11 protein-coding genes are annotated in these 12,493 nt (G+C 44.1%); 2 read left to right on the forward strand and 9 right to left on the reverse strand.

The annotated features are described in order from the left end of the window. Nucleotides 1–2: 2 nt before the first annotated feature. From plsX to yceD, 3 genes are read right to left on the reverse strand one after another with little or no spacing between them, the layout of a single operon-like run. The gene (gene plsX, locus L5M37_RS01665) at nt 3–1,031 is read right to left on the reverse strand and encodes a phosphate acyltransferase PlsX (RefSeq protein WP_263199143.1); all 1,029 of its coding nucleotides are present in this window, start codon (nt 1,029–1,031) and stop codon (nt 3–5) included. Between the two features lie 15 nt (nt 1,032–1,046). Then, entirely contained in the window at nt 1,047–1,217 is a 171-nt protein-coding gene (gene rpmF / locus L5M37_RS01670) for a 50S ribosomal protein L32 (RefSeq protein WP_006081226.1), read from the reverse strand. Between the two features lie 16 nt (nt 1,218–1,233). Further along, nucleotides 1,234–1,758, reverse strand: coding sequence for a 23S rRNA accumulation protein YceD (gene yceD / locus L5M37_RS01675; protein WP_028760371.1), 525 nt, complete (start codon nt 1,756–1,758; stop codon nt 1,234–1,236). A gap of 262 nt (nt 1,759–2,020) precedes the next feature. On the opposite strand from yceD, the gene L5M37_RS01680 reads away from it, so the two are divergent. Next, a complete protein-coding gene (locus tag L5M37_RS01680) occupies nt 2,021–2,605 on the forward strand; it encodes a Maf family protein (RefSeq protein WP_263199145.1) in 585 nt (194 codons plus the stop codon). A gap of 163 nt (nt 2,606–2,768) precedes the next feature. Here the strand turns inward: L5M37_RS01680 and L5M37_RS01685 are convergent, their stop codons facing one another. Both L5M37_RS01685 and rluC read right to left on the reverse strand, forming a co-directional pair. Beyond that, complete coding sequence (locus tag L5M37_RS01685) at nt 2,769–3,485, reverse strand: HAD family hydrolase (protein WP_263199147.1); 717 nt, start codon at nt 3,483–3,485, stop codon at nt 2,769–2,771. Between the two features lie 22 nt (nt 3,486–3,507). After that, on the reverse strand, nt 3,508–4,467 hold the full coding sequence (gene rluC / locus L5M37_RS01690) for a 23S rRNA pseudouridine(955/2504/2580) synthase RluC (protein WP_263199148.1): 960 nt from the start codon (nt 4,465–4,467) through the stop codon (nt 3,508–3,510). 542 nt (nt 4,468–5,009) lie between these two features. Between rluC and rne the strand changes: the two genes are divergently transcribed. Then, nucleotides 5,010–8,450, forward strand: coding sequence for a ribonuclease E (gene rne, locus L5M37_RS01695; protein ID WP_263199150.1), 3,441 nt, complete (start codon nt 5,010–5,012; stop codon nt 8,448–8,450). Between the two features lie 1,008 nt (nt 8,451–9,458). Here rne and L5M37_RS01700 read toward each other — a convergent pair. From L5M37_RS01700 to L5M37_RS01715, 4 genes are all read right to left on the reverse strand, one after another. Continuing rightward, a complete protein-coding gene (locus L5M37_RS01700) occupies nt 9,459–9,668 on the reverse strand; it encodes a cold-shock protein (protein WP_011789734.1) in 210 nt (69 codons plus the stop codon). Between the two features lie 307 nt (nt 9,669–9,975). Beyond that, on the reverse strand, nt 9,976–10,791 hold the full coding sequence (gene rlmA, locus L5M37_RS01705) for a 23S rRNA (guanine(745)-N(1))-methyltransferase (RefSeq protein ID WP_263199152.1): 816 nt from the start codon (nt 10,789–10,791) through the stop codon (nt 9,976–9,978). 41 nt (nt 10,792–10,832) lie between these two features. Further along, nucleotides 10,833–11,681 carry a hypothetical protein gene (locus L5M37_RS01710; RefSeq protein ID WP_263199154.1) on the reverse strand — a complete coding sequence of 283 codons (849 nt, stop codon included), beginning with the start codon at nt 11,679–11,681 and terminating at the stop codon, nt 10,833–10,835. Nucleotides 11,682–11,969: 288 nt separating this feature from the next. Beyond that, the gene (locus tag L5M37_RS01715; protein WP_131523931.1) at nt 11,970–12,377 is read right to left on the reverse strand and encodes a DUF1398 family protein; all 408 of its coding nucleotides are present in this window, start codon (nt 12,375–12,377) and stop codon (nt 11,970–11,972) included. Nucleotides 12,378–12,493: the final 116 nt, after the last annotated feature.

Consider the following 12,493-nt stretch of genomic DNA (forward strand, 5'->3'; position numbering starts at 1 on the left):
GATCAGTTATTTATATCTAAAAGAATCGACTCCAAACGATCTTTTATCATTTCAGGGAGTCGACGTTGAGCTTCCGTTACTGCCAAACTAATTGCTTGTAAATAGGCAGTTTCATCCGCGTTTCCATGGCTTTTTACAACTATTCCGCGCAATCCTATCAGACTTGCACCGTTATAGTGGTCGGGGTTCATCTGACTAAGGACCGCCTGGATACGAGGGGCGATAAGTTTAGCCAGAAAACGAACGAATAAACCTTGGGTTAGTCCCCGTTTTAACTGATGTACTAATAACTTGGCAATACCTTCTGAGGTCTTGAGCGTGATGTTACCCACAAACCCATCACAAACAATCACATCCACATTACCGGAATAGATTTCATCCCCTTCGATAAAACCTGTGTAATTGATTTGTTCTGTGTGTTGCAGCAACTGCGCGGCTTGCTGAACTTGGTCATTACCTTTAATTTCTTCAACGCCCACATTGAGCAAGGCGACTTTTGGCCGAGATTTCTTATCTACCACTTCGCACAGGACTGAGCCCATCACGGCAAATTGAAATAAGGTTTCAGAGTCACAGGAAATATTCGCGCCCAAATCCAACAAATAAACCGGTTTTTGAGTCACCGCAGGTAAACAACTGACTAATGCGGGTCGATCAACACCAGGCAAGGTCTTCAGCAATACTTTCGCCATTGCCATCAGCGCCCCTGTGTTACCGGCACTCACACACGCTTGTGCGCGGTCGTCACGCACTAACTCAATAGCCAATCGCATGGAACTGTTTTTACGTGTACGCAAGGCATGCACAGGCCTATCGGACATACTAACGACTTCATCGGTATGAATGATTTCTATGCGCGAAAGTAAACTCGCTTCGGCTTGACGTAGATAGACATCAATTTCAGTCTTGTCACCGACTAAAATGATTTTAAGAAAAGAATGTAATTGTAGTGCCCGCAAGGCTGCAGGCACCGTGACGTGGGGGCCATGATCACCACCCATTGCATCTAACGCAAGCGTCAGATTCGTCATTAGGAAACCAACAAATTACTTGTTGATTACCTTTTTACCGCGATAGAAGCCATCTGCAGTCACATTGTGACGCATATGGATTTCACCGCTGGTAGCGTCTACAGACAGCTGAGCAGTGCTCAGTGCGTCATGTGAACGGCGCATTCCGCGCTTTGAACGTGATTTTTTGTTCTGTTGTACAGCCATTGGCCTGTCTCCTCGATTACTTGCTCTTCAGTTTTTCTAACACTGCAAACGGATTTGGACGCTCCTCTTGAGCGGGTTCTATCTCGCCTACAACCATGTCTTTAGATCCTGCACTGCAATCAATTTCTTGATGCATTGGGATTATCGGCATAGCGACTATCAATTCATCTTCGATCAATTGATGTAGACGCACTTCGCCAATTTCATTGCACTCAATTGGGTCATACGCATCCGGGAGCTCATCGATTTCTGCTTTAGTCCGACATGGACCAAAACAAAACTCGACCGTAACCTCAGTGGTAAATAGTGTCATGCAACGTTGACATATCAGAGTGAGCTCCGTCACAGCCTTCCCTTTCAGGTAGACTATCCCCTGTAAATCTACGCCACATTCAAGCGACACTGCCACATCGGAACAGTCGCCGGCACATAACTCAGTTAATCTTTTCAGTTGCACACCAGGAACAACGCCCTGATAAACTAGGCGACTCGAGGCGGCGCGAAATGGATCAATTGAAACCGGTATCTTTACTGTTTGCATAAGGCGCGCATATTATAGTTTGAAAACGCTAGAGTCAAAGAAAAAATACTAACTTAAGTCCCAGTTTGCGACTTAAGCCTTTCCCCTGCCCCAACATTGAAATTGACGGAAGCGAAATAGTACCCAAGCATGGGGCCGCATACAAGCGCAAGCCGCCTAAAATAGTCACATTCATTGAAAAGAAACCGTAAAAGACGAAACTCTTGTACTCTCCCGCATTGATTGGTCACAATATGACTCACTCTTTTGCGGATATCCTATTATGCCAACCTCATTAATCTTAGCTTCGACCTCTGTATACCGACAATCTTTACTGCAAAAACTCGGTCTTCCCTTCGAATGCTGCAATCCTAATATTGACGAAACGGCGTATCTCGAGGAATCGGCCCATGCTTTAGTGCTGCGATTAGCCAAAGCAAAAGCCGTCGCGGGAGCAGAACAATTCCCCGATGGTCTGATTATTGGCTCCGATCAAGTTGCCGTCATTGATGGCAAGATTATCGGTAAACCCCATCATTTTAATAATGCCGTCGCGCAGCTCACTCAAGCCTCAGGCAAGGCCATCACCTTTTATACTGGTCTTGCACTCTATAATGCCAAAACTGGCGCTATGGCCGCTGAGGTTGAACCCTTTACGGTTCATTTTAGGCACCTTAGCCATGCGCAGATTGTGGCTTACATTGAAAAAGAAGAGCCCTATTATTGCGCGGGCAGTTTTAAGAGTGAAGGTTTAGGTATCGCGTTATTTACAGCGCTCGAAGGTCGAGATCCCAATACCTTAGTTGGCTTACCACTGATATTACTGACGGAAATGCTGTTAGCCCAAGGTGTAGACGTTCTCGCTTAAACGTTTGCCAAGGCTTTGCTCTGTTTATTGAATCGATGACGCGTATCAAAAATACCGGGCTACTGAGTCGTTTCATCGACGAGAAGATGAGACGTAAATAAAAGTGATAAGGAAGTCTCATGCGCAGCGGCATGTATTGCCGCTCCAGCATTAAATAGCAGTGTTAGAGGTATTGCAGTAATTGCTTTGGTGAATCTATCAAGGCGATAGGTTTTGCCCGCAGCAACTTTTCGGCACTGTGAGCGCCATAGGTCACACCAACGCTATCAATCCCTGCATTGGCCGCCATGGTTAAATCCAGCAGAGAATCACCCACCATTAAGGCTCTGTTCGGGGCAATATTCAATTCTTTCAGCAAACTTGAGATCATTTCAGGATGGGGTTTGCTGTGCACTTCATCGGCGCAGCGTGATGCAACAAAGTATCGACCTAAGCCCGTTTGCGCAAAAACGCGATCAAGTCCCGCACGGGCTTTACCAGTTGCGACGGCTAACTTATAGCCCTGGCTATGCAAGTCATCAATTAACGCTGGAGTTTGTACAAACAAGGGCGTTGGCGTGGTGTCTAAATGCAAATATTGTGCTTTAAACTCAGCGCGCATCTGCTGATATTGATCATCTTCGCCTTGGCAGAATGCATTATTAGAATGTAGAGGCTGAGAATATACAGAAGAAGCGCTGCAATTAAGCCCCTGTGGGAACAGGACTCGCAGCGCTTCTGTCATAGAAAGACCAATAATATCGCGAATGTCACTTTCAGTTGGGATAGGTAACTGCAATGCCTTAGCCATATTTTCAATACAAGTGATAATTTTACCGATAGAATCCATCAAAGTGCCATCCCAATCGAAAATCACTAAATCGTATTGCTTTATCTTCATCCTTGAAACCTATCCCCGTCGATTACACACGCTTTAATTTATCGAGTAATTGCGACAAATTTTCATCTAAAGGCGCTGAAACCCGCATCACTTCATCATTTTCTGGATGAATGAACATCAATTCAGCGGCATGTAAAAAGAGTCGAGTTAAGCCTAATGAACGCATACTATCGTCAAACCCTTGCTCGCTGTACTTATCATCACAGGCGATTGGATGACCTGCAAATTGACAATGCACCCGAATTTGATGAGTACGTCCAGTGACAGGGCTTGCCTTCACTAAAGTACAACCTTGGTAACGCTGCATAATTTTAAAGCGCGTTTCTGAAGGTTTACCCTCAGCATTAACACGCACAATGCGCTCACCGGATTTGAGGGTGATTTTCAATAAAGGCTGTTTAACGGCTTTATCTTGAGCAGACCATTCACCTTTAACTAAGGCCAAATAGTCTTTCTGCATCTTTTTATACCGAAGCTGATCATGCAGATGTTTAAGCGCGCTACGCTTTTTAGCCACCAACAACACACCCGAAGTATCTTTATCGAGACGATGTACTAGCTCTAAAAACTTTTGTTGAGGACGCAGTGAACGCAATGCTTCAATCACACCGTAATCGACTCCACTACCACCATGCACGGCAATGCCAGCAGGTTTATTCAGCACGATCAAATGATTGTCTTCATGCAAAATACGGTCTTCGAGTTGCGAGACTTTACTTAAGTTCGCCGATGGTGCGGTACGGTTGTCCGGCTCTGCCACGCGGACTGGCGGAATACGTACTATGTCGCCAATCTGCAACTTGTACTCGGGTTTGATGCGTTTTTTATTAACTCGAACCTCGCCCTTGCGGACAATGCGATAGATCATGCTTTTCGGCACGCCCTTCAGCTTGGTCATTAAGTAATTATCGATACGCTGTTCGAAGTGATCTTCATCAATCGTGATCAACTGAACCTGTTGTGGGGTGGATTCTATATTCATGATGCGCCATCTAATTATAACGGTCGCCATTGTACAACAACTGAGAAGAATTGTGCCTTTCCATTGCTGAATTTTTTGATTATTGCTATATTTCACCAGCGATTAGGGATAAGCCGTGAATAAAGTGTTCACAACGCCCTGATCCCAAGCGGAAAATTTAACGGATAAAAAAATATTTTCTTGATAGCAAATCATTGATTTGCAAATCGTATACAGAGTAAAAATACCACAAATGCGTTTTTTACGATTAAATCGAGAAAGTCACCTTACTTTAATAAGGTTTACCCTAGGTTTTCCTCCCCGATTTCGAAGGATATTTTAACTTGTCGTCAGACAAACCGATTCGACTTGGGCATTACCGGAACGAAACTAAAGAATTTATGGGGTTGGTTGATGTTTTACAACGAATTCCTTGTTTTTGTAATCATTAAAAAATAAGCCATAAATAGGATGCGACACGCAGCGACTGCGTCTAACAGTAATGCGCACCTCTTGCCTAGCCACCAGCCGTGAGGCTCAGTTGACCTACTGCTAGGCCCGTAATGCAGCGAAGCGCGATGTTTGATGACCTCTATTTAAAGAAGAATGACGTCATCATGAAACGTATGTTAATCAATGCAACTCAATCAGAAGAGTTGCGTGTTGCCCTTGTTGATGGGCAACAACTGTATGATCTAGACATTGAAAGCCCAGGTCATGAGCAAAAAAAATCAAACATTTACAAAGGTAAAATTACCCGCGTAGAACCGTCTTTAGAAGCCGCTTTCGTCGACTACGGTGCCGATCGTCACGGCTTTTTACCACTGAAAGAAATCGCTAGAGAATATTTCCCGAAGGGATATTCGTTCCAAGGTCGCCCAAACATCAAAGAAGTGGTCAGTGAAGGACAGGAAGTTATTGTCCAAATTGACAAAGAAGAACGCGGCAATAAAGGTGCAGCCTTAACGACCTTCATCAGCCTTGCAGGCTCTTACTTAGTATTAATGCCAAACAACCCACGTGCTGGCGGGATTTCTCGTCGTATCGAAGGTGATGAACGCACTGAGCTAAAAGAAGCGATGGCTGACTTAGAAGTGCCTGCGGGCATGGGTCTTATCGTGCGTACTGCGGGTGTAGGCAAAGAATCTGCCGAGTTAAAGTGGGACTTAAAAGTTCTACAACACCACTGGGCGGCGATCACCGAAGCTTCACAAGTTAAAGGCGCACCTTTCTTAATTCACCAAGAAAGCAATGTGATAGTTCGCGCTATTCGTGACTATTTACGCCGTGACGTGGGCGAAATCCTCATCGATCATCCACGTATTTTTGAAGAAGCGAAGCAACATATCGCCTTAGTTCGCCCTGATTTCGTTGAGCGCGTGAAACTGTACGAAGCTGAAGTGCCATTATTCACTCACTTCCAAATCGAATCACAAATTGAATCCGCCTTCCAACGCGAAGTACGTCTGCCATCTGGCGGTTCGATTGTTATCGACCCAACTGAAGCGTTAACCTCAATCGATATCAACTCTGCCCGTGCCACTAAAGGCGGCGATATTGAAGAAACAGCACTGAACACTAACCTCGAAGCCGCCGATGAAATTGCCCGTCAATTGCGTCTCCGCGACTTAGGTGGCTTAGTGGTTATCGACTTTATCGATATGACGCCAGTGCGTCATCAGCGTGAAGTTGAAAACCGTTTACGTGATGCTGTGCACCACGATCGTGCTCGCGTGCAGTTAGGTCGCATTTCTCGTTTCGGTTTGATGGAAATGTCGCGTCAACGTCTACGCCCCTCTTTAGAAGAATCTGCAGCGCATATCTGCCCTCGCTGTCATGGCCAAGGCACGATTCGCAGTACCGAGTCTTTAGCACTGTCAATTTTACGTTTGATGGAAGAAGAAGCCATCAAAGAAAACACCTCACAAATCGAAGCGATTGTGCCTGTGGATGTTGCAGCTTTCTTGTTAAACGAGAAACGCAAAGCCATTCGCATCACAGAACAGCGTCACGATGTCGAAGTGTATGTGATACCTGACGCACACATGATGACGCCTGATTACCGCGTGATCCGTCACCGTAGTGATGATGAAATCAGTGAATCAAGCTATAAACGTATAGAGCATCCTGAAGCCAAATTATATGAGCCACGCAAACTGGAACGTACTGCGGCGCCTATTCCGGCATTAAAAGGTTTTGCTGCGCCACAGAAAGTAGAACAAGCCCCATCACCAACGGTGAAAGTTGAAGCGCCACAACCAGGCTTCTTCAGCAAGCTTGTGAGTGCAATCAGTGCCATGTTTGCGCCAAGTGAAAAAGCTGAACCCGTAAAAGTTGTTGAAGCTAAAGCAACTGATACCACTGCGGCTAACGCAAATCGCCGTAACCGTCGTAATGACACTCGCCGCCCACGCAATGCCCAAGATGCCGACAAAGCAAAAGAAGGCACTCGTGAGCCGCGTAGCCGCAATCCAAAAAAGCCGACTGATGCAGTAGTCAGCACACAAGAACGTCCAGTACGCGAAAAAGAAGAAACGGCTAAACGTCCAGCTAAAGCTGAACCTAAGCCACGCGTACAAGCGCCAAAAGATGTTGTTGCCGACATTGAAGCAGATGATGCCCCTAAGCAAGAAGTCGCCCGCGAGCGTCGTCAGCGCCGTAACATGCGTCGTAAGGTGCGTATCGATAATGGCCATAATACGCCAGATAATGCGATCCCAATTGCACCTGAAGATGCCGCAGAAGTGTTAGCGGAAATTGCAGCCCTTAACGCCGCAGCGGCAAGTACTATCAGTGTTAATGCCAAAGCTGAAGTCATTGCCCAAACGCCAGTAGAAACTAAAGCGCCAAGAACACGTCGCCAGCCTCGTAAGGAAGCTGCACCTGCTCAAGAAGCGCAAGAAAATATTGTGCTAGAAGAGACAACTGTAATTGCTACTGTAGTAGAAACACCTGCTGTTGATGCTGTTAACGTAGCTGAAAACACCTTGGTTGACACAGCAGCTCATACTGTAGCAGCGGATGCTGTATCGCAAGATAGCGAAGTTGATGCAGACAACGAAAATGCGAATGCTGATGATCAATCAAAACGCGAGCAAAGAGATGGTCAACGTCGTAGCCGTCGTAGCCCTCGCCACCTTCGTGCAGCGGGTCAACGTCGTCGTCGCGACGAAGATGACCAAGGGACATCAACGCCAGCGCAATTCGTTCCTAATGACGAATTAGGTGCGGACCAAGAGTACCCAAGCGAAATCGTCAGTGTTCGAGTGGAAACTCCTGTTGTTGCAACTCAAACAACAGCGGTAACTGAACCGGCCGTTAAAACTGCTGACGTCGAAATAGCTGAAACCAGTTCAACTCCAGCTGTTGAAGCTCCTGCTGTTGTTAAAGTAGAAGCAAAAGTTGAGCCTCAGCCTCAAGCAAATGACGTTGCAGCAGTTGAAACTCAGCAAGTTGAAACTAAACCTGTTGTGACTAAAACCACTGAAACGAAAGCGGAAGAGCCAAAGGCTGCTGACGTAAAAGTTGACCTTGCGTCAATCGTTGAAACTCAGGTGACCAGCGTTACTGCTGAAGCCGTAGTCGTTGTAGTCCCATCAGTTGAAAGCTCAGTGACTAAATCAGTAGCAGTACCCAAAGCTGAAGCAGCTAAAACCGAAACACTTGTCGAGCCAAGTGTTGCACCGAGCGCTGAAGTAAAAGAAGCCGTGAAAGCAACAGCCTCTGCGCCAATGGCCAGACCGGCAGCTATAGCTAAGCCTCAAGCCACGATACAAACGGCTCCAACAACACCGCAAATCACGGATGCAGTTATTGTCAGCAAGCCGAAAGCCGCCAGCCGCTTTGGCTCTATGGTGTCTTCGGATATGACCAAGCCTGTCGTTGAGGTGAGAGAACAAGTGGCTGTCCCTAAAGGACGAGAGTATGAGAATACTGCGAACGAAGAGTCTACTGCCAAAATCAAACTCGCTAATGGTGCAGAGTCGGATATGGCACGTCCATAATCACTTAAGCTAAACCAGAAAAGCCATGCAATTGCATGGCTTTTTTATTTACACTGTAATACTCCACAATATTTAAATTTAGCTCTATCCATTTTTCGGCTTAATCGTAGTCCCTTGAATAACATAACCCATCAAAAGATCCTCGGTATATAGTTCTCAACTTTAAGTATTCTTGTGTTGTCACTAACGTCACATTAGAAGCAATAAACATGCTAACAAAATATCAGGCCAATACCCGCGCCAGTAGAAAGGGCTCTTAATCCATTTAGTGCTAACTGTAGACCCCTCCTTTATAAGTTAGGGAAACTAGTCGAGGGAGAACATTATTCCGCTATAAAGTAGCCGATAATTAAGTTGGATTAGCAACCTAAAGCTTCCGTCGGAAATGCTTAAATGTACGAAATGCAAGGCATCTCAATAGCAATATTCATTTTTTGGTCGGCTCCAAACTACATCATAAATAAGCTAGTGTTCTTTAATATCAAGCACTAAATGCTTTGCCAGCCTCAACTCTTTACTACAAGGCTTTCAGCCTTAGGTGCAGCTTAGTATATGTAGGATAACTAAGTGCAAGAAATGTAAATGCACCAATCATATTCGGCAATATCTGAAGTCACTGATTTACAACAAATGAATGATTAGACACATTCGCGTTCGACATTGAATATAAGATTACGCAAAAAATAAACTCGATAAGAGCAAGCGTTAAGAGTTAACATATAATGGAATTGAATGTTACAGGGGTAAAAATAAGGAGAGTGTATCAAATGGTTTTATTGAAAATATTGGAGATATCAGAATTGGATTCTAACAGAGAAAGATTAGAGGATTAACTTCAGATTTAAGCATTAAATTAATGCGACATGTTAAGTGGATCTCGTCGCTTATACTGGATTCAACAATCTAAACTAAATGAAATTTTATTTTTCGCACAAATAAAAAGAGCCACGGAATTAACCATAGCCCTTTAATCCATTGCTATCAGCTCTAGGCTAACAGCACTGAAAATTAACCAATGATAGTTACGTTTTCAGCTTGTGGACCTTTTTGACCTTGAGTCACAGTGAAAGACACTTTTTGGCCTTCATCAAGAGTTTTGAAACCGTCAGAGTTGATCGCACGGAAGTGTACGAATACATCTGGACCAGATTCTTGCTCAATGAATCCGAAACCTTTGTCAGAGTTGAACCACTTAACAACACCAGTAACTTGAGACATAATATAAATCCTGTAAATAAAAAATTAAAGCCTTAACGGCGGGTGGAGCTGGAAAATGCCGGTATTACTTATGTTTACAGGACGAACTGGTCGTATTGAACACATAAATATAAGCCCAACCTTCAAGCTGATAAGACTATAAACCATTCTAAAGATAAGTCAACACACTGCGACACTTTGGATTATTTATTTTGCCTAAATCTACTTTACGGTTTTGCAACCGGCTAGCAGAACACTAGGTTCATGCTGTTTAGCAAGTACAGTTAAGCATTTTAAATAATTTATTTCAATAGCTTAATCTTATCGCTTACTTTGAAATTCGATGCACCTCAATTTGGAAATCCAATTCACAGTTCAGTCCTTGCAACGCAAATGCTTGCTTTTGGGCATGAGTAAACTTCCAAGCATAGGGCGTCATTTCTAAAAAATGAGCGATATGTTCACTGTTTACCAGCTCTAACTGGGAGATTAAGCGCTCCTGATGCAGACACTCAAATCCAGCAATATGCGCTGTGGAAACGGGGTGTAATCTTGGCTCAGCATAAATTTGTTGTTTCAACGCAAAGTGGTGTAAAGGTCCCGGAGAAACCGTTATCAGTAAGCCTCTATCAGCCATAATCCGTTGTAACTCTTCTACTTTTGAAGGGGCATAAATACGAATGGCAAGATCGACACTTTGGGATGCGATAGGCATTTCATAGGCACTTGCGACACAAAATTGCAAATTAGGGTAACGTTTAGCTGCATATTTAATTGCAGACTTAGAAATATCTATACCTTGTAAATTGCAATCATGGTGCTGGCTCAACACATGGAATAAACGTTGACTGTAGTATCCTTCCCCACAGCCTATATCGAGGATTTGTTTTGCTTCGGCACCAAACTCAAGTGCGAGCTCATTCACTCTATCACTCAAACCTTGATAGTAACCCGCGTTTAAAAATTCACGCCGAGCAAACATCATCTGTTTATTATCACCAGGATCTTTTGAGTTTTTCTTCTGTACAGGTAATAAGTTGACATAGCCTTCTTTGGCCATATCAAACTTATGTTGCTGTGAACAACCCCAAGTTCGCTCCGTTAACGTTAGTGGGGCGGCACACAGGGGACATAAATAATGCATAATGGACTCTTATCATTTAGCTAAATTTGGGTAAGAAAAGTTTACGTTTCGTCTTCCATCAATCGGTCTACCATCAGGATCAATTCCGGTGAAGCGAGTAATTCATAACACTCTAATTTTCTTAATAGCTTATCAGTGTTATCGACATCATTAGCAGCGCGGCTGTAGTTTGGACGCTCAAACATATGGGTATAGGTTCTAAATAACCATTGTTGTTTTTGCAGTAGCAAGGGATCGATCCTTAATACTTCATCAGCAAGGCTGGCGTGACATTGACCAAGCTCCCCGCGCATAAACGACTGCAATTCTAATCTAACCTGCTCGATTTCGGTCATGTAAATTGCAAGAGATTCAGATGATGCGGCATAGTCGTAGTGCCTTGCTAACAGAGCTTTAGCAACCATTAACGCTTTGGGCTCATGCAAAACCCGCAAATCCGCTTCTAAGGGTACTAACTCAAACTTTGAATTAGCTTGTAAGGCAAAAGTTAAGTAACTATTTGCACCTATTAAGTCATTATCTGCACCTAAATGACGAGTCGTATCTAAGGTAAAAGATACACCTCGCCTCAATTCTGCCGCACAAAATTTCGCAGCTGTTCCCATCCGTGTATAAAGCCTAAAACCTTGCCCAAGGCTGCGGGTTATTGGTGTATTGAAAGCCTGAGGGCTTTGCGGTAACGATTCGACCTTAAGACCCATAAACGGCTGGAAGCGGATGACTATATTTTGCTGAATTCCGGCTTCAGCTATGACGATAATCTCTAGTAAAGGGGCATTGATCGCCTGCGACACAATAAAATCACTCACATCGTCGGGTAGCCGTAATGTGAGTATTGATGCCTTTGCAACATCAAGCACCATAGGTTCATTTAGAAATTGATGGTACATAAGACATTATTCTCCTATTTAACCGCAATTGTACCGTCCAATACCAATTAAAATCACCCCGTAAACCATTACCATCGCAAGATATGACTTAATCTTCATGATGCCGTAAATCGGCATTCGAGAAATAGTAGTGACATTGCGTGGTAGCATATTTATGCCTCCAGTGATCTATAACGTTAAGCACAGGAAGATGTAAGTGACGTATACAATGAACTTCACGTAACCATTCACCCAATGTAAAACTCACGATGCACCCTGCCCAGAAAGTGGCGAGCCTAGTCAGCATTGTTAGACATCGCTCGGCTTAGCGCCAGAAAACCATTCGGTATGCTGGTCACCTTGACGGCCAAAATAGGTTACACGTTTACCTCGCAAAAACACGAAATAACCTTGAACTCCTGCATTCATAGCGCGCTGGCAGAAAAGCCGAAATTTTTGCCCATGCTGCTGACTATCCAAGATGGCAGCTCTGAGTTCAATCACATTAAAATTGTCAGCAATTAATGGAAGTCCCTCAAATGATAAAGGTGATTGTACTGTAGAACCTGCTGCGCTATAGAAAGTAAATAACTTCAAGGCATAGTCTACATAGTAATACTCGACACCTTCAGCAATAAGATTGCCGACAATTTGAGGAAATGGTATTAATCCAGACAAGGTTGCTTGTGCAGATTCTAAAATTTTATCCGAGTTCATTGATGTCCTCTCTGGGTCTTGAGTGGTCAATTTATATGTTCAACATCAGCAGTAGAGCCAAAGTGATAGCACTGTAAAAACGTGGAGCATGCGCCGGCGCTGGTTAAACGCTCAAA

The sequence above is a fragment of the Shewanella sp. SM69 genome (assembly GCF_025653985.1).
Classification (GTDB): Bacteria; Pseudomonadota; Gammaproteobacteria; order Enterobacterales; family Shewanellaceae; genus Shewanella; species Shewanella oncorhynchi.

What these genes read in the sequence shown, in the direction of transcription:
- plsX (WP_263199143.1), bottom strand. Translation starts at nt 1,031, where the DNA reads ATGACGAATCTGACGCTTGCGTTAGATGCAATGGGTGGTGATCATGGC.
- rpmF (WP_006081226.1), bottom strand. Translation starts at nt 1,217, where the DNA reads ATGGCTGTACAACAGAACAAAAAATCACGTTCAAAGCGCGGAATGCGC.
- yceD (WP_028760371.1), bottom strand. Translation starts at nt 1,758, where the DNA reads ATGCAAACAGTAAAGATACCGGTTTCAATTGATCCATTTCGCGCCGCC.
- L5M37_RS01680 (WP_263199145.1), top strand. Translation starts at nt 2,021, where the DNA reads ATGCCAACCTCATTAATCTTAGCTTCGACCTCTGTATACCGACAATCT.
- L5M37_RS01685 (WP_263199147.1), bottom strand. Translation starts at nt 3,485, where the DNA reads ATGAAGATAAAGCAATACGATTTAGTGATTTTCGATTGGGATGGCACT.
- rluC (WP_263199148.1), bottom strand. Translation starts at nt 4,467, where the DNA reads ATGAATATAGAATCCACCCCACAACAGGTTCAGTTGATCACGATTGAT.
- rne (WP_263199150.1), top strand. Translation starts at nt 5,010, where the DNA reads ATGCAGCGAAGCGCGATGTTTGATGACCTCTATTTAAAGAAGAATGAC.
- L5M37_RS01700 (WP_011789734.1), bottom strand. Translation starts at nt 9,668, where the DNA reads ATGTCTCAAGTTACTGGTGTTGTTAAGTGGTTCAACTCTGACAAAGGT.
- rlmA (WP_263199152.1), bottom strand. Translation starts at nt 10,791, where the DNA reads ATGCATTATTTATGTCCCCTGTGTGCCGCCCCACTAACGTTAACGGAG.
- L5M37_RS01710 (WP_263199154.1), bottom strand. Translation starts at nt 11,681, where the DNA reads ATGTACCATCAATTTCTAAATGAACCTATGGTGCTTGATGTTGCAAAG.
- L5M37_RS01715 (WP_131523931.1), bottom strand. Translation starts at nt 12,377, where the DNA reads ATGAACTCGGATAAAATTTTAGAATCTGCACAAGCAACCTTGTCTGGA.